General features: G+C 62.3%; 16 protein-coding genes, 2 pseudogenes and 1 riboswitch. Of the genes and pseudogenes, 14 read left to right on the forward strand and 4 right to left on the reverse strand.

The features are described from left to right. The 4 genes and pseudogenes from LDL37_RS14380 to LDL37_RS14395 all read left to right on the forward strand — a co-directional run. Window positions 1-553, forward strand: a pseudogene (locus tag LDL37_RS14380) (glutamine synthetase); the annotation flags it as partial. 417 nt (window positions 554-970) lie between these two features. Then, window positions 971-2,254, forward strand: coding sequence for an FAD-binding oxidoreductase (locus LDL37_RS14385; protein ID WP_290799512.1), 1,284 nt, complete (start codon window positions 971-973; stop codon window positions 2,252-2,254). A 420-nt stretch (window positions 2,255-2,674) separates the two neighbouring features. After that, the gene (locus LDL37_RS14390) at window positions 2,675-3,697 is read left to right on the forward strand and encodes a methyl-accepting chemotaxis protein (protein WP_290799513.1); all 1,023 of its coding nucleotides are present in this window, start codon (window positions 2,675-2,677) and stop codon (window positions 3,695-3,697) included. 123 nt (window positions 3,698-3,820) lie between these two features. Beyond that, complete coding sequence (locus LDL37_RS14395; protein WP_290799514.1) at window positions 3,821-4,900, forward strand: methyl-accepting chemotaxis protein; 1,080 nt, start codon at window positions 3,821-3,823, stop codon at window positions 4,898-4,900. A 95-nt stretch (window positions 4,901-4,995) separates the two neighbouring features. On the opposite strand, the gene LDL37_RS14400 is transcribed toward LDL37_RS14395, so the two are convergent. Further along, window positions 4,996-5,754 carry a site-2 protease family protein gene (locus tag LDL37_RS14400; RefSeq protein ID WP_290799515.1) on the reverse strand — a complete coding sequence of 253 codons (759 nt, stop codon included), beginning with the start codon at window positions 5,752-5,754 and terminating at the stop codon, window positions 4,996-4,998. 149 nt (window positions 5,755-5,903) lie between these two features. Between LDL37_RS14400 and LDL37_RS14405 the strand changes: the two genes are divergently transcribed. Beyond that, window positions 5,904-6,710: a DUF3313 family protein gene (locus LDL37_RS14405; protein ID WP_290799516.1), complete on the forward strand. Its 807-nt coding sequence runs from the start codon at window positions 5,904-5,906 to the stop codon at window positions 6,708-6,710. Here the strand turns inward: LDL37_RS14405 and LDL37_RS14410 are convergent. Both LDL37_RS14410 and LDL37_RS14415 read right to left on the reverse strand, forming a co-directional pair. Further along, complete coding sequence (locus LDL37_RS14410) at window positions 6,707-7,543, reverse strand: TIGR00266 family protein (protein ID WP_290799517.1); 837 nt, start codon at window positions 7,541-7,543, stop codon at window positions 6,707-6,709. The genes LDL37_RS14405 and LDL37_RS14410 overlap by 4 nt on opposite strands. Window positions 7,544-7,659: 116 nt before the next feature. After that, window positions 7,660-8,148 (reverse strand): hypothetical protein, encoded by a 489-nt coding sequence (locus tag LDL37_RS14415; protein WP_290799518.1) that lies wholly within the window; start codon window positions 8,146-8,148, stop codon window positions 7,660-7,662. A 136-nt stretch (window positions 8,149-8,284) separates the two neighbouring features. Then, a riboswitch (TPP riboswitch) is annotated at window positions 8,285-8,397 on the forward strand. Between the two features lie 102 nt (window positions 8,398-8,499). On the opposite strand from LDL37_RS14415, the gene thiC reads away from it, so the two are divergent. The 9 genes and pseudogenes from thiC (at window position 8,500) to LDL37_RS14455 (ending at window position 16,710) form a co-directional block, all read left to right on the forward strand. Continuing rightward, window positions 8,500-10,353, forward strand: a complete 1,854-nt coding sequence (gene thiC / locus LDL37_RS14420) for a phosphomethylpyrimidine synthase ThiC (protein WP_126419728.1) — start codon at window positions 8,500-8,502, stop codon at window positions 10,351-10,353. A gap of 359 nt (window positions 10,354-10,712) precedes the next feature. Continuing rightward, a complete protein-coding gene (locus LDL37_RS14425; protein WP_290799519.1) occupies window positions 10,713-11,072 on the forward strand; it encodes a DUF559 domain-containing protein in 360 nt (119 codons plus the stop codon). A 193-nt stretch (window positions 11,073-11,265) separates the two neighbouring features. Further along, window positions 11,266-11,673, forward strand: coding sequence for a hypothetical protein (locus LDL37_RS14430; RefSeq protein ID WP_290799520.1), 408 nt, complete (start codon window positions 11,266-11,268; stop codon window positions 11,671-11,673). Between the two features lie 385 nt (window positions 11,674-12,058). Then, window positions 12,059-12,235 (forward strand): annotated as a pseudogene (locus LDL37_RS14435) (glutaredoxin); the annotation flags it as partial. 27 nt (window positions 12,236-12,262) lie between these two features. Next, complete coding sequence (locus LDL37_RS16470; RefSeq protein ID WP_366509244.1) at window positions 12,263-12,799, forward strand: MauE/DoxX family redox-associated membrane protein; 537 nt, start codon at window positions 12,263-12,265, stop codon at window positions 12,797-12,799. 75 nt (window positions 12,800-12,874) lie between these two features. Beyond that, the gene (locus tag LDL37_RS14440) at window positions 12,875-13,858 is read left to right on the forward strand and encodes an SDR family oxidoreductase (RefSeq protein WP_290799521.1); all 984 of its coding nucleotides are present in this window, start codon (window positions 12,875-12,877) and stop codon (window positions 13,856-13,858) included. 31 nt (window positions 13,859-13,889) lie between these two features. Continuing rightward, window positions 13,890-14,414, forward strand: coding sequence for a helix-turn-helix domain-containing protein (locus tag LDL37_RS14445; protein WP_290799522.1), 525 nt, complete (start codon window positions 13,890-13,892; stop codon window positions 14,412-14,414). A gap of 18 nt (window positions 14,415-14,432) precedes the next feature. Then, window positions 14,433-15,623 (forward strand): MFS transporter, encoded by a 1,191-nt coding sequence (locus tag LDL37_RS14450; protein ID WP_290799523.1) that lies wholly within the window; start codon window positions 14,433-14,435, stop codon window positions 15,621-15,623. A 70-nt stretch (window positions 15,624-15,693) separates the two neighbouring features. Beyond that, window positions 15,694-16,710 (forward strand): DUF4118 domain-containing protein, encoded by a 1,017-nt coding sequence (locus LDL37_RS14455; protein ID WP_290799524.1) that lies wholly within the window; start codon window positions 15,694-15,696, stop codon window positions 16,708-16,710. 53 nt (window positions 16,711-16,763) lie between these two features. Here LDL37_RS14455 and LDL37_RS14460 read toward each other — a convergent pair whose 3' ends face one another. After that, window positions 16,764-16,994 (reverse strand): CsbD family protein, encoded by a 231-nt coding sequence (locus tag LDL37_RS14460; protein ID WP_290799525.1) that lies wholly within the window; start codon window positions 16,992-16,994, stop codon window positions 16,764-16,766. Window positions 16,995-17,349: the final 355 nt, after the last annotated feature.

Raw genomic sequence — 17,349 nt, forward strand, 5'->3', positions numbered from 1 at the left:
CAGCGGACGCAACCTGTTTTCCGACCCCAAGACCGGTGAGCCGACCGACCTCTTCTTCAGCTTCATCGCCGGTCAGCAAACCTATATGCCCGCCGCCGTGTCGCTGCTGGCGCCCTATGTCAACTCTTACCGCCGCCTGTCCAAGGGCTCCGGCGCCCCGGTCAATACGCACTGGGGCTTCGATAACCGCACGGCGGGCCTGCGCGTGCCGCCGTCGGACGCCGACAACCGCCGTCTGGAAAACCGCCTGCCCTCGTCGGATGCCAACCCCTATCTGGCCATAGCGGCGGTTCTGGCCTGCGGCTATCTGGGCATGGTCGAAGGGCTGAAACCCTCCGCCCCGGTCGATACGGACGTGTCGAACGACCCGTCAGCGGAACTGCCCTATTCGCTGATCCAGTCGGTGATCAAGCTGGAACGCTCAGAAGCGTTGAACGCCATTCTCGGTCCGGCCTTTGTGACCGCCTATGCCCGCGTCAAGCACCACGAGTATGAGACCTTCATGCGCACCATCAGCCCGTGGGAGCGTGAGTTCCTGCTGCTGAATGTGTAGTTCTGCCCTCACAGATCCGGCAGGAAGGTCACTTCACTTTTGCCGGCCTGACTTATTGGCAAAACTGAGCTGTTAATGAAAATGTCACACAAACAGATGCCAAAGGCATGGATGTACTTCATGCTACAAAGCCCAAAGGTTTTTTCAGATCGGGACAAACTTATAAAGTCTCTCCAATCCTTCAAACTGTCTTTAGACGAGTCTGAAAAATCGGATGTAATGACTTTCTTAGAAACCGCATCGCGGCTCACAGAAAAAGAATGCAAATATTTTGCGTCTTACCCAGATGAAGGCCTCGATGAGCACCTTATTAAACCAATGAAATACAGAAAATTTTATATGGATATGAAATCTATTTTTAAGTCCATTTAACACTAAACCTCCACTTGTCTTAGCCCAAAGGAAATGCCCGAAGGAATGACCACAGCCCGCAATACCGGCCATCCCGAAGGCTGCTGGTACGCCGATACGGCGGGCCGGCTGAACCGGCCTGCCTTTGCCGGTGAGGCCGATACCGATGTGGCGATTATTGGCGGCGGTTATACGGGCTTAGGCGCGGCGCTGGAACTGGCCCATAAGGGTGTGTCGGTCACCCTGCTCGAAGGGGCGGAGATCGGCTCAGGCGCGTCCGGGCGCAATGGCGGGCAGTTGCACACCGGTCAGCGCGTCGATCCGCAAACCCTGGAAACCCAACTGGGGGCCGATGCGGCGCGCGAACTGTGGGAGATGGCCGAAACCGCCAAGGCGCACCTGAAAGGGCTGATTGCCACGCACGCTATCGACTGCGACCTGCGCCCCGGCCTGATCCACGCCTGGCATCGCCCGCGCTTTGCCGAAGATGACCGCGCCTATGCCGACTTCGTGTCGCGCCGCTACGGTTACGATCAGGTGCGCTTTATGAATAAGGCCGAGGTCGCCGCCGAGCTGGGCACCGAGGTCTATCACGGCGGCACGTTTGACGCGGGCGGCGGGCACCTGCACCCGCTGAAACTGGCGCAGGGGCTGGCCAAGGCCGCCCTATCGGCGGGGGCCCGCCTATATGAACACAGCCGCGTCAAACGCTATGAGACGACGGCGGACGGCGTGACGCTTTTTCTCACAAACGGACGGCTGCGGGCGCGCCACCTGCTGATCTGCGGCAATGGCTATATGCCGGGGCTCGATGCTGATATCGACGCGCATGTGCTGCCCATCAACAACTTCATCCTGACCACCGCCCCCCTGCCCGATGATCTGATCCTGCCTAACAAGGTCGCGGCAGCGGACTCGCGTTTCGTGGTCAATTACTGGCGCAAGACGCCGGACAACCGCCTGCTGTTCGGCGGGGGCGAAAACTATACGCCGTGGTTTCCAAAGGACATCCGCGCCTTCGTACGCCGCAACATGCTGAAGGTCTATCCGCAACTGGCCGACATCGAAATCACCCACGGCTGGGGCGGCACTCTGGCTATCACACTGAGCCGCTCGCCCTATGTGCGCCAGTTGTCGCCCCACGTCTGGGTCAGCGCCGGCTATAGCGGTCAGGGGGTGGTTCTGGCCCCCTACTTCGGGACGCTGCTGGCGCGCGCCGTGACGGGCGACCGCCGCGACGCCGAGCTTCTGATGCGGTTGCGCACACCGCCTTTTCCGGGCGGAAAATGGCTGCGCATCCCCGCCATGATCGCCGGTCTGAGCTGGTACGCCTTAAGGGACAGATTATAATACCAAGAGTCATTAAAAATGACTCTTGGTATGCCTTTCGAGACTGTCTCATGTCGTTGGCACATATGAGACAGTCTCGAGTTTTTAACGGCCGGATGCGGTCAGCATCTTCGGCCGTTGGTATAACATATCCATATCTGCGGCTGAGATAGTTTCACCCGCACCCGGAAAAGTTGCGATAGATACCATAGCGTGTCCCTGGGGAAACATTCCCCGACAGATTGACCCAAAACGTCTCAAAAATCCTTGCCGGCCCTTGCGATGCGGCACCTGCGAACCGCATAGGTTGTGACGCGAGTCGTTCGCATAACGCGGATACGTGCCCACCCGCACACCCAATTTTTTGCCTATCGCCTGCCGCGTACCCGATGACCATCGGGCCACTGCACATGATACGCTTGCAACGAAGGAAGCCGCTTCATGTCCTCCGCCATCACCCTGTCGGACATCCTGTCGCAAACCCGCCGCGCCAAGACCATCACCCATACCAAGGTGCAGGACATCCGCGCCGTGACGGCCAAGCTGCGCATACTGGCGCTCAACGCCCTGATCGAGGCCAAACACGCGGGCGACAAGGGGGCCGGTTTTTCGGTGGTGGCCGATGAGGTGCGCGCCATATCGACGGAGGTCGAGGGGCTGGCGCGCGATCTGGGCAACGAGATCATCAATCTCGACAGTCTCACTCAGGACATGGCGCTGGCCAGTCAGGGGGCGCGCCTGACCGATATGGCGCTTAACGCCATCGAGCTGATCGACCGGAATCTGTATGAGCGCACCTGCGATGTGCGCTGGTGGGCCACCGACTCGGCCCTGTGGCAGGCGGCCGCCGACCCCACCCCGGCGCACACCGCCTATGCCTCGCGGCGGCTGGGGGTCATACTCGACTCCTACACCGTCTATATCGACCTGTGGCTTTGCGACCTCGATGGCCATATCCTCGCCAATGGCCGGCCGGAGCGCCACCACGTGCAGGGGCAGAATGTGCGCGACCGCACCTGGTTTAGCCGCGCGCTCAGCCTGCGCAACGGTCAGGAGTTTGCCGTCGCCGACATTACGACCGAGCCGCTGCTGGGTAACGCGCAGGTCGCCACCTATGCGACGGGTGTGCGGCAGGACGGCGACCCGCATGGCGCGCTTCTGGGCGTACTGGGCATCCAGTTCGACTGGCAGCCACAGGCCCTGACCATTACGCAGGGTGCACGCCTGTCCGAAGAAGAACGGGACCGCACGCGCGTCCTGCTGACCGACGCGCAGGGGCTGGTGATCGCCGCCTCCGACGGACAGGGCCTGCTGAGCGAGCGGGTGCGCCTGCTGACAGAAGGGCGCGTCATGGGCCATTACAGTGATCCGCACAGCGGCGCACTGGTCGCCTTCCACCGCACGCCGGGCTACGAAACCTATCATGGGTTGGGGTGGTATGGGGTTATTGTACAACCCCAATGAGTCCTCCACAGGTTCGCGTTACATCGTATACATATAAATTGTATATTTTGGGCGTTGGTTGGGCTTGAAACCATCGTCAAACCCTTGTTGTCTCTCGTCCGCAGTGACAACAAGGGGTGATTCGTGGACGCACTTTCGACGATCAGCGCATCCGGAACGCAGACCGCCGGTTCCGACGAAGCGGTTTCGGTCAACGACATCATCGCCCGCACCGCGCGGGCGCGCGACCTTACCCAGCATAAGGTCCGCGACATCCGTCAGGTGACCAATACCCTGCGTATTCTGGCGCTCAATGCCCTGATCGAAGCGCGGCGCGCCGGTGAGCTGGGGGCCGGTTTCGGCGTCGTCGCCGATGAGGTGCGCAACATCTCTACGCAGGTCGAAGGCCTGTCTTCGTCACTGGCCTCGGAACTGGGCGGCGAGATCGAGGCGCTGGAAAAGCTGACGCGCGACATGGCGCGGCAGGCGCAGGGCGCGCGCCTGACCGATCTGGCGCTCAATGCCATCGAGCTGATCGACCGGAATTTGTATGAGCGCACCTGCGATGTGCGCTGGTGGGCCACCGACTCCGCCGTGTGGGAGGCGGCGTCGCATCCAACAAAGGACAATTGCCACTACGCCTCTTCGCGTCTGGGGGTCATTCTCGACGCCTACACGGTCTATATCGACCTGTGGCTGTGCGACCTTAACGGTAACATTCTGGCCAATGGCCGCCCCGATCGCTTCTCTGCGACAGGTCAGAACGTTGCCTCGCGCGACTGGTTCCAGAAGGCGCTGAGCCTTGGCAGCGGCAATGATTTCGCCGTCGCCGACATCACCACCGAACCCTTGCTGAAGGGGGCGCAGGTCGCCTCCTACGCCACCGGCGTGCGCGTCGGCGGTCAGGCCGATGGCGAGCTGATCGGCATATTGGGCGTGCATTTCGACTGGCAGCCGCAGGCGGAAACCATCGTCAGGGGCGTGCGCCTGAGCGAGGCCGAAAAGCGCCGCACGCGCGTCCTGCTGACCGACGCGCAGGGCCTTGTCATCGCCGCCTCCGATGGCCGCGGCAGCCTGAATGAGCGCATCCCGCTCGATACGCAGGGCCGCACCTCCGGTCACTACGTGGACCGCCACGAGCGGCTGGTGGCCTTTCACCGCACACCGGGCTACGAAACCTATGCCGGGCTGGGCTGGTACGGGGTGATCGTTCAGGAGGGGTAAAAGTTGTTTACCCCCTCGCCGGGCGGTGGCTCCGCCACCTTGGCCGCCGCCTCAATGGCGGCTTGAGAGGAACGATTTCATAGAAATCATTCCTCTTAGTTCCAGAAGGTAAAGCGATCAAACGCCGGGCGCATCCCGTCCAGATCGAGCCCCAGCGTGCCCGCCACTATCCCCAGCAGCGCATAGATTAGCGGAAAGCCGAAGAAGAAGATCAGCACCACGGCCAGCAGGCTGATCCACGGCAGGCGCTCCAGACGCTCGGCCATGCTGCGCAGGGGCTGCGGCAGCAGAGGTGTAATCACCCCAAACCCGTCAAAGCCCGGAATGGGCAGCAGGTTGAGCACAAAGGCCATCAGGTTGAAAAAGCTGAGCAGGATCAGCGCCTGCCAAAACACGTCCGGTGCCGCCTGCGCGAAGGCCACCTGCGCCGCGCCATAGCTGATCAGGGCGAAGATCAGGCTCATTACCGGGCCGGCCAGCGCGATCAGCGACGACTGCCAGCGGTAACGGATCAGGTCGGGCCGGATCAGCACCGCCGCCCCCGGCAGGGCGATGCCGCCCAGCACCAGGATCAAAACGGGCAAAACGATGCTGTTGGGACCGTTGATATAGACGACCGGATCGAGCGTCAGATAGCCCCGCGCCTTAACTGAATAGTCGCCAAAGGCCGCCGCCGAGGCCGCGTGGCCGAACTCATGCAGGCACAGGCCGATCACCCAGCCCAGCAGCACAAAGCCAAAGGTGGCCAGCCCCGACACTTCCGGGCGCATCCACAGCACAAGCCCCGCCGCTCCGAACAGGGCCAGCAGGACGATAAAATTCAACGGCGTCGCCGGGCGGGTCTCGGTTTCCATATCACCCTAATGGCAGACGCCGCCCCACCGTGCAATCGCCCTTATGCGCCCGGATGCGGTCAGCATCTTCGGCCGTTGGTATTATTAAGCCTTGCAATCCGAATGCGATCCGTGCGCGTATAGAGTAAATTAAAAACACAGGAAAAAACATGCGGCTTGCGCTCACCTTCACGGCCCTCGCCCTTAGCCTGACCGCCTGCGCCAGCGCCCCGGATGGCCACGACTCCAGCCTGTCTTCGACCGAACAACTGAAACCCGGCAAGAGCGGGCGCACCACGACGCGCGAATACCGCGATACGGCGGCGCTCAATCAGGTGAAGCGCGTCTATCTGCACCCCACCCAACTGGCGACCGGCAAAACCACGCGCTATACGCTGAAAGACAATGAGAAAGCGCTGGTCCTGACCGAGGTCGAGGCGCAGCTCTGTTTCGAACTGGCCGAGCGCTATGAGATGGTCAGCGACCGCACACAGTCCGATGCCGAAGTGCATTCGGCCGTGACGTGGTTTGAGCCGACCGGCACCGCCGGCTCAGGCGCTGCGGCCGTCGCCAACTTCTTCATTCCGGGCCCTCTGGGTATCCGCTTGCCGGGGTCTCTGGGTGGTCTGGGGGCCGAGGCCGAAATGAAGGTCAAGGACCGTCAGGTCGCCGCCATCGTCTGGGCGCGTCAGGCGCAGGCCCTGGGCACCGACTCGCCGTCCCTGTCGCGGCTGGGGGACGCGCTGCAATTTGCCGAGCCCTTCGGTGACGATGCGGCGCGCGTCATGTCGCCAGACCCCCTGCCGCCCAGCCGCACCTATACGCCGGCAACCGATCCCTGCGCGGCCTATGGCGGGCGGATCAACGAAACGGGCTTTATTATCGACCGTGTGACCGGCCTGTATGTTCCGGCCACGCGCCCGCAAAAGACACCTGAAAAAGCCCCCGGCACGACGCCGGAGGCTCAGCAGGATTAGTTATTGCCACCGATCAGGTCGCCAAGGCCGCCAAGGACCGAGCCTTCGCCGCGGTTGGGGCCTGCGCCACTGGCGGCCGCCAGCACGCGACCGGCCAGACGTGAGAAGGGCAGAGACTGAATCCACACCTTGCCCGGCCCGGTCAGTTGCGCAAAGAAGACGCCTTCGCCACCGAACAGCATCGACTTGACGCCGCCCGCCTGCACCAGGTCGAAATCGACCGTATCGGTGAAGGCCGCCACGCAGCCCGTGTCGATGTGAAGCTGCTCACCGGGGGCCAGCGTGCGTTCAATCACCGCGCCGCCAAACTGCACGAAGACCCAGCCATCGCCTTCCAGCTTCTGCATGATGAAGCCTTCGCCACCGAACAGGCCGGTCATCACCTTGCGCTGAAACGCGATGCCCAGCGACACGCCCTTGGCGGCGGCGAGGAAAGAGTCCTTCTGGCAGATCAGGCGACCGCCGACGTCGGACAGCTTGAGCGGGATGATCGAGCCGGGCACCGGGGCCGAAAAGGCCACCCGCGCCTTACCCTGACCATTGTGGGTGAAGACGGTGGTGAACAGGCTTTCACCCGAAATCAGGCGCTTGCCCGCACCCAGCAGCGCGCCCATAAAGCCCTTTTGCTGACCCGATCCGTCGCCGAACACCGTGGTCATGCCGACGCTGGCATCCTTCCACACCATGCCGCCGGCTTCGGCGATGGCGCTTTCGCCGGGATCCAGTTCGATCTCGACGAATTGCAGTTCTTCGCCCTTGATCTCGAAGTCGATGTCGTCGGCCACCCCGGCCTGACGATGGTGGGTGGTGGGAACGGACGCATTGCCGAACATGGGTATCTCCTGTGACTGACCCAGAAGATGTAGCGTGCACGGGCGCAAAAGGAAGACCGGTTTTCGTTAAAAATCGGACAGGTCGCGCCGCATCCCCAACGCAACCGATTCCACACCTACTGCGCCAGATGTACGCGCACCTCTTTCCAGTGGGTCTTGAAGAACCACACCCGCCCGCCCTGCTTGGCGACGGCCAGTTCGCCATCCGACACCCAGCGTAGCTTGACCTCGGTCCCGGCCTCAAAAGCCGACACGGCGGGCGCTTCGGCGCTGTCTCCGGCATTATGCACGATCAGCCGCAAATCCGGCGCACCGCCCAGACAGGACACTTGGCGCACCTCGGCAATGCGGCCACCGCTGGGGGAAACGGAGCGATCGACAAAGCTGGACGTACACACAGGCGCCGCCCCGCGCGCATACAGTGCATAGCCCCAGAAGACGGCCCCCACCAGCACCAGCGACGCCGCTATCCCTGCGAACCAGTACCAGTGATGGCGTTCCTTGGCATAGACATAGCCGTGGGGGTGGCGCAGTTCGTCATAGGCGCCGACCTTCATATGCAGTTCCTGCTCCGATACGGTACGCAGAGGCTCACCTGCGGGCATCGTCTTTCCTCCGGGCGTAACAGTCCCTGTGGATAAGTTTGCGCCCGGAAGTTTACCAATGGGTAAAGAAGGGGAAGGCCCTCAGCAATGCGACATTCCCCCTTGCTCCCCTGCGCCCGTTCCTCTAAATTCCGGCCATCGTTCACCGGGGTGTCCGCGCGCAAGCGGGCTGAGAATCGGACCAGCGTCCGTAAACCCGCCGAACCTGATCCGGGTCATGCCGGCGAAGGGAGTGAGTAAGCCTCTGGCGTCCGCGTTCCGCTGACAACCCGCCATCTGGCCAGACACCTGACGCGCATGATCCCTTTATTGACACGCCTGCACACCACAGGCTCAGAAAGGGATTATCCAATGAACAAGCCCATCAAGGACTTAAAGCCGATCAAGGTCGAGGCCTCGCCCTTCCCCGGCTCGAAAAAGGTCTATGAACCCGGCGTCCTCTTCCCCGACCTGCGCGTGCCGTTCCGCGAAGTCGCCCTGCAAAAAGAGGCCAATGAGCCGCCGGTCAGCCTGTACGACTCGACGGGTCCCTACACCGAAGAGGGCTTTGTGCCTCAGATCGACAAGGGCCTGCCGCGCGTGCGCGAAAAGCTGGTGCTCGATCGCGGCGACGTCGAATTTATCGAAGGCCGCAAGGTCAAGCCGGAAGACAATGGCAATGTCTCGGCCGAACGTCTGGCGCCGGAATTCCCTAACCTGCCCAAGGTGATGCGCGGCAAGCCCGGTCACAAGGTGACGCAGCTCGAATACGCCCGCGCCGGCATCATCACCGCCGAGATGGAATATATCGCTATCCGCGAAAACATCCGCCGCAAGCAGGACGCCGAAGTCATCCGCGATGGCGAAGACTTCGGGGCTTCGATCCCCGACTTCATCACGCCGGAATTTGTCCGTGACGAAGTGGCCCGCGGCCGCGCCGTTATCCCGGCCAATATCAACCACGCCGAAGTCGAGCCGATGATCATTGGCCGCAACTTCCTGGTGAAGATCAACGCCAATATCGGCAATTCCGCCGTCACCTCCTCGATGGAGGAAGAGGTGGACAAGATGGTGTGGGCGATCCGCTGGGGCGCCGACAACGTCATGGACCTTTCGACCGGCCGCAATATCCACAATATCCGCGAATGGATCCTGCGCAATTCGCCCAACCCCATCGGCACAGTGCCCATCTATCAGGCGCTGGAAAAGGTCAATGGCGTCGCCGAAGACCTGACCTGGGAAGTCTATCGCGACACCCTGATCGAACAGGCGCAGCAGGGCGTGGACTATTTCACCATCCATGCGGGTGTGCGCCTCGCCTATGTCCACCTGACGGCCAACCGCGTCACCGGCATCGTGTCGCGCGGCGGCTCGATCATGGCCAAGTGGTGTCTGGCCCACCATAAGGAAAACTTCCTCTACACCCACTTTGAGGAAATCTGCGACATCATGCGTGAGTACGATGTCACCTTCTCACTGGGCGACGGCCTGCGTCCCGGCTCGATCGCCGACGCCAATGACCGCGCGCAGTTCGCCGAGCTGGAGACGCTGGGGGAACTGACCAAGGTGGCGTGGGCCAAGGGCTGTCAGGTGATGATCGAAGGCCCCGGCCACGTGCCGATGCATAAGATCAAGGCCAATATGGACAAGCAACTGGCCACTTGCGGCGAAGCCCCCTTCTATACGCTTGGGCCACTAACCACCGACATCGCACCGGGTTACGACCACATCACCTCCGGCATCGGCGCGGCCATGATCGGCTGGTTCGGCACGGCCATGCTGTGCTACGTCACACCGAAGGAACATCTGGGGCTGCCCGACCGCAACGACGTGAAGACCGGGGTGATCACCTATAAGATCGCGGCCCACGCCGCCGACCTCGCCAAGGGCCACCCCGCCGCCCGCGCCTGGGACGATGCGCTGAGCCGCGCGCGTTTCGACTTCCGCTGGGAGGATCAGTTCAATCTGGGCCTCGACCCGGACACGGCGCGCGCCTTCCACGATGAGACCCTGCCGAAAGAGGCGCACAAGACGGCGCACTTCTGCTCGATGTGCGGGCCGAAATTCTGCTCGATGAAGATCACGCAGGAGGTCCGCGACTACGCCGCCAACATGACCGACAACGAAAAGGCAGACCTCGAAGCTGCGACGGGAATGGCGGAAATGTCTCAGAAGTTCAAGGATATGGGCTCAGAGGTCTATATCCCGGCCGAACCGGCGGAGTGATCGGAAAGACGAAAAGGAAAAGGTCTTGGGGCCGGTTGGCCCCAAACCCCATAACCGGGCGCAGGTGACACCATCTGCGCCCTTTTCTTGCGCGGCCCGAGCCCCCCTCCGTCATCTTCGCTACGCTCAGATGCCACCTCCCCCGGCACGCCGGGGGAGTAGGTGTGCCGAAGGCGCCGTAGCTGTGGGAGGGTTACCTGCATCAGACACGCCGGGAGGAGTAGGTATGAGGAAGGGCTTGCCTTAAGCCTACTCCCCCAGTTTACTGGGGGAGGTGGACCGGCACCGACAGGTGCCGGGACGGTGGGGGAGGTGGACCGGCACCGACAGGTGCCGGGACGGTGGGGGGCCTTCGACAGATGACGCCTAAATACAAGCTGGCCAGACGCATGCGTCGCGCCCTGACGCCACCGGAATTCATGCTGTGGGACCGCCTGAAAACGCGACATCCGGATGGCCCGATCTTTCGCCGACAATACGCCCTCGGCCCCTATGTGCTGGACATGTATTGCTACAGGGCGCGGCTGGCCATTGAGGTCGATGGCCAGCATCACGGCGTCGATGAGGTAGCGGCCCGTGATGCCCGGCGCGATGAATGGCTTCGTAATCAGGGCATCGAAACCTGCCGGATAAACGCAGCGGATATTTATCGCGATCCCGATGAGGTTGCCGATGGGGTTTACCGTCTGGCCGTAGAGCGTATGAACAGTGGGGGTTAGCCCCCCTCCGGCGCTGCGCGCCACCTCCCCCGGCACGCCGGGGGAGTAGGAATGAGGAAAGGGCTTGCCCGAATTCTACGCCCCTCGTTTTCTGCGAGACGATGGGGAGTAAAAATTTCACTGGCCAACGGGATCATTGCGCCCTTAAATCAGAACCGTCCGAAGGGCGGACGCTTTCTCAGGGGGATACTCAATGCGTAAATCACTCAGCGCTGTGGCGCTCGGCCTTGGCATGGTCATGCTCACCCAGCCTGTGCTGGCGCAGAACAAGCCGACCTCACCGGCAACGGAGCAAAACGCATTGCCGGAGGATATTGAGGCAAAAATGAAGGCGCTTGTCACCCGCATGCAGGCGACGGCGAGCAAGCTGAAAGAAATTGCAGAAAAGATGAAGCCCGCCATGGAGGCCAACGACGGGGTAACTGTGTGCAATCTGACCAAGGAAATGTATCCGCACATGGTCGATCTGCGCGACGGCTTGAAAGAAATGGCGACCTACGCTCCGGCGGGGGCCGATAAGGACAAGATGAACGCTCAGATCGAGCAGATGGATGTAAATCTCAAGTCTATGGCAGAGGCGATCAAGACGCCTTGTACCTGATTACCGCCAAGAGCTAACTTCATGATCGGGCGCAGGTGGTACCATCTGCGCCTTTTTCTTGTGTTGCCCGAGCCCCCCTCCGTCATCTTCGCTTGCGCTCAGATGCCACCTCCCCCGGCACGCCGGGGAAGTAGGGATAAGGGCTTGCCTTAAACCTACGCCCCCAGTTTACTGGGGGAGGTGGACCGGCACCGACAGGTGCCGGGACGGTGGGGGGCCTTCGACAGATGACGCCTGAGCCAGAGCCGGCCACAGGTGAGTGCCTTGCCCTTTCACATCTCTTGCCAGATCACGTACCCATCCGCATGGCTTTCGCCGCCACAGGGTATAAGGCTCGCGCAGAGGCCATCAAAAGGAGGGCACGATGAAAGATCAGCCCAAAATCGCCACGCTCTATCGCATGGTCATGCCGACGCACACCTGTCCCTACGGCTTGAAGGCGTTACACCTGCTGAAATCCAAAGGCTTTACGGTCGAAGATCACTGGCTGAAAACCCGCGAAGAGACCGACGCCTTCAAAGCCCGGCATGAGGTCAAAACCACACCGCAAACCTTTATCGGCAGCGAGCGCATCGGGGGTTATGACGATCTGCGGCGGTATTTCGGGCAGCGCGTTCCGGACCCCAAGACACCCACCTATACCCCGGTGATCGCCGTTTTTGCCCTGATGGCACTGCTGGCGCTGAGCGTGTCCTATGCGGTGTTTGGCACACCCTTTACCGGCCGGGCGGCGGAATGGTTTATCGCCTTCAGCATGGTGGCCCTGTCGATGCTGAAGCTCCAGAATGTCGAAACCTTCTCCACCATGTTCCTCAACTACGACCTGCTGGCCAAACGCTGGGTGCCCTATGGCTATATCTATCCCTTTGCCGAAGGCAGCGCGGGCCTTTTGATGGCCGCAGGGGCGCTTAGCTGGCTGTCCGTACCGGTGGCGCTGCTGATCGGCAGCATTGGGGCTGTGTCGGTTTTCAAGGCCGTCTATATAGACCGGCGCGAACTGAAATGCGCCTGCGTCGGCGGCGACAGTCATGTGCCGCTGGGCTTTGTCTCACTGACGGAGAATGTGATGATGGTCGCCATGGCTTTGTGGATGGGCTTTACGGCTTTGAACTCTGGGGCGATGTAAGCGCCATCGCTTTTTGACGCCCTGACGGGGCATAGGAAGGGCGGGCGGGGTCAGCCTTTCAAGAAAGAGCACCGCATGACCCTCGATGACCGCTTTACGTACTTCGCCGCCGAAGCCGAACAGACCGCCGAACGTCACCGCGCCCTTCAGCACGCCGTGGGTCAGGAACAGACCGCGCCGGACGAAGACGCCGTGCCGCAGACCGGGGCGCGGCCCTATCCCGTGCCGCCCCTGCCCGATCAGACGCTCGACAAACCGGGTCAGGAAGCCGATCTTGAGCTGCAACCGATGTATGACGCCCCCTATTACAAGGGCTCTGACAAGCTGAAGGACAAGGTGGCGATCATCACCGGCGGCGATTCCGGCATCGGGCGCGCCGTCGCCGTGCTGTTTGCCCGCGAAGGGGCGGATGTGGCCATCGTCTATCTCAATGAGCACGAGGATGCCGAAAAAACCAGAGCGCTGATCGAGGCCGAAGGGCGCAAGGCCTTGCTGTTTTGCGGGGATGTCACCAATCGCGACTTCTGTTTCGCGGCGGTGGACGCTACCATCGAAGCCTTTGGCCAACTGGATGTGCTGGTCAATAATGCGGCGTTTCAGATGCACGAGATGCAGTTTGAAAAGCTCAGTCCCGAACACCTCGACACGACGCTGAAGACCAATCTCTACGGCTATGTCTATATGACTCAGGCGGCGCTGCGCCACATGCGGGCCGGGGCGGCCATCGTCAATTCCGGCTCGATCACCGGCATAGAGGGTTCAAAATCCATCATTGACTACTCGATGACCAAGGGCGGCATCCACGCCTTTACGCGCGCCCTGTCGGGGCAGTTGCTCGCCAAAAGCATCCGCGTCAATGCCGTGGCCCCCGGCCCCGTATGGACGCCGCTCAACCCGGCGGAAAAGCCGTCGAAACAGGTCGAACAGTTTGGCGCGCAAACCCCGATGAAGCGCCCGGCCCAGCCAGAAGAACTGGCCCCCGCCTATGTGTTTCTGGCCTCGAACCACTGCTCCAGCTACATTACGGGTGAAGTCCTGCCGGTGATCGGGGGGTATTGATCTTGACCCGCGCCCCTGCCACAGTCGGGCTATGTCCCGCCCCCATTCCCCGCTTCGCCGTCTGCGGCTGTTGAAAGGCCTAAAGCAGAGCCATCTGGCAGAGCTGATGGGCGTGACGCAGACGACGGTGTCGCGCTGGGAAAGCGGGGCTCTGGCCCTGCCGGATGATCAGTGGCAGCGGGCGCAACGGCTTCTGGCCGACTCGGCGCAGGACGCCATCCTCAAACGGCTGGTGGAAACGTCGCAGCTCAGCGTGCACCTGATCGACGACCGAACGCACGATCTGCTGGCGGTTTCGCCGTCGCGCGAAGGCCTGTGGCGGGCCGAGCCGGGGGCGTTTCTGGGCAAGTCCCTGATCCGCTATGCCTCTGAGGACATACTGGCCGCCGAAGCCTCGCTGGAGGGTTTGGGCTGGCGCGACGGACGCCTTAGCCGCATCGAGGTCGCTACCGGCCCCAATCACCATCCCATCGTCCCCATTGTCCAAAGCCGCCTGATCTGGGAGCGGCTTTTGCTGTCGGACGGACGCGCTGCGCGGCTGGTGACGACACTCTGATCGCGCATAAAATATGCGTTGATCCCCCGCGCACACGCCCGTATCGACGCAGGCATGATCCGCATCGACTCGCATTGGCGTCCCATCCTGCTCCTGTGGTTTACCGGCGTGCTGGCCGCTGCCGCGCTGGGCAAGTTTGCCTCCCTAAGCCCGGTCATCTCCGCCGACCTTAGCCTGTCGCGCGTCGAAGCTGGCTGGCTGGTGTCGCTGATCGAGACCGGCGGGGCCAGCCTCGGCATCATTGCCGGCCTCCTCATCGCCCGACTGGGCAGTCGCAAGGCACTGTTGTACGGCATGGGGTTACTGACCGCCGGCGGTCTGATCGGCGCGCTGATCCCCGGCCTGTGGACGTTGTTTGCCGCCCGCCTGATCGAAAGTGCGGGCTATCTGATGGTGGTCATCGCCGCGCCATCCTTGATCGCCACGGTCGCGCGGCCGCAGGATCAGGGCGCAGCGCTCACCCTGTGGAGCACCTTTGTTCCGGCAGGCTTTGCCATCGGCATGGGCCTGAGCGGCGTTCTGTTGCTCTTTACCGGCTGGCGCGCCGTGCTGGTCGTGTGGGCGCTGCTGGCCGGGGCCGCCCTGTTCGCCGCCGTCCGCACCCCGGTGGTCGAGACGAAAAGTGAAACCCGGCTCGTATGGCCGCCCCTGCCCGTCTGGCTGATGTGCGCCGGGTTTGGCTGCTACACCACCCTGTTCGTCGGTCTGATCGCCATGTTCCCGCTGTTCCTCACCGAACAGGGGCAGTCGCCATCGGTCGCCGCCACCGTTACCGGCCTCGCCTCGGCCGCGACCTTAGGCGGGGCGTGGGCCGCCGCGCAGGCCCTGCACCGCGGGGAGCGGGCGCGCTGGATCGCCTTATGCGCAGGCCTGCTGGTGCCCGCCGTTCTGGCCTGCCTGATCTTTATCGGCGGTCCTCCGCTGTGGCTGGCGGGGCTGATTATCGCGCTCAACGCCGTGTCAGGCATAGGTTCAAGCCTTGTCTTCGCCCGCCTGCCGCATATGAGCCCCGGCCTTAATGTCGCTGCCGCTAATGGCGTGCTGACGCAGTTCGGGGCGGGCGGCTCGCTGATCGGCCCGCCGTTACTCGCAGCCATTGCCGGGCACTGGGGCTGGGCGGCGCTGGGCCCGGCGGTCGTAGTCGGTTCGCTGGCGGCGCTGGGCCTGATGATCGCCGCCGAACTCACCGCCAGACGCGATCATAAATAACGTATGAGCGCTTGCCTCTACCGTGCACTAGTGGCTTGACGCCCGTCGAAACCCCCGGAATAACGGTCTCATGTACAGGGTTGAGGGCTTTTTCCGGGAGATAACGCGCTGGTTCCGCGAACGCGAGGACCAGACGGCGTTTCGTTATGGCGTGGCCGTGGCCTTCTTCGGCGTGGCGCTGGGCCTGCGCTTCGTCAGTGACAAGGCCCTGCCGCCCGGCTTTCCCTTCCTGACCTTCTTCCCGGCCGTCATGCTGACGGCGTGGCTGGTCGGCCTCTGGCCGGGGATCGTCTGCGCCGCGCTCAGCGCGCTGGCCGCGTGGTTCTTTTTCATCCCGCCGGTTTTCAGTCTGGACGTCAGCCCGCCGGTGCTGGTGGCTTTGGGCTTTTTCCTGCTGGTCTCGGCTGTTGATATCGCGGTCATCCACGGTATGCGACTGGCGCAGGAAAAGCTAGCAGCCGAACGCAACACCAATGCCGCCCTGGTGGTGCATCAAAAGACGCTCTATGCCGAGCTTCAGCACCGCATCGCCAACAATCTGGCCTTCGTGGCCAGTATGCTCACCCTGCAATCGAAAAAGCTGGAAGGCAATCGCGAGGCCACCGACGCCCTGACCGACGCCCGCCTGCGTCTGGAAACCCTGTCGCGCATCCATCGCAAGCTGTACGACCCGGACAATGTCAATGTGCCGCTGCGCACTCTGCTGCGCGACATTGCCGAGGACGTGCTTCACACCCGCGACGGACGCATCCGGCTGGAGGTCGAGGTGCCCGACATCACCCTGCCCGCCGAACAGGTGATGACCCTGTCGCTGTTCGTGGTGGAGGTGCTGACCAATTCGCTGAAACACGCCTTCAGCGCCGGTCAGGGCGCGGTCACCATCCGCCTCGATGACACGAAGCCCGACGTGTTTGTGCTGTCGATCCGCGACGATGGCCCCGGCCTGCCCAGCGGGTTTGACCTCGCGGCCTCCAAAAGTCTGGGGATGCGCATTTTGCACAGCTTTGCCCGCACGCTGAAAGGCGATGTGGCCTTCACCAGCGACCGCGGCCTGAAAACCTGCCTGACCTTCGCCCGAATGGCCTGAAAAATAGCCCTCCGAAGCAACTTCGGAGGGCTTTTTTGCACAAGACACATGGTCTAGCGAACGTCGGGGATGACTGAATCCACCGTGTCGTCTTCGTCGTTCCAGCGGCGAATCTGAAGCTCCGCCTCATCCTGAGCGACGCCATAGCGTTCCTGAATCTTGCCGGCCAGCAGCTTGCGGTCGCCTTCGATCTGATCCAGATCGTCATTGGTCAGCTTGCCCCAGGCCTTCTGAACGTGACCCTTGAGCTGCTCCCAGCTGCCTTCGATTCGATTGCGGTTCATGTCGTATCTCCTTTCAGTGAAGTCCGGAGGATACAAAGCCTTGTCTAAGGTTTCGCCGCGCCATCCCGCCCGGCTTATCAAGGTTGGACAAAGATAGAGCCTCCGGCGAGCAGGGGCACGGCCCCTGCACCCGGTTTAGGGGCGCGAAATCTATCCCCGCCATAAAAAGCGCGGTTACCCTTTGGGGCATGACCGAGACGACGGACATGGCAGGCTCTCTAACCCCCGAACGGCGGCGCGAACATTTGCGCGCCTATGCGGATCGGATGCTGCTGGCCTTAAGCGCGATGGACGCGCCTGAAACGCCGGACGCGGTCACCAAGGGCATCCGCACGGCGCTGATGATCGAGCGCCT

The organism is Asticcacaulis sp. (assembly GCF_020217185.1).
In the GTDB taxonomy this organism is placed as follows: Bacteria; Pseudomonadota; Alphaproteobacteria; order Caulobacterales; family Caulobacteraceae; genus Asticcacaulis.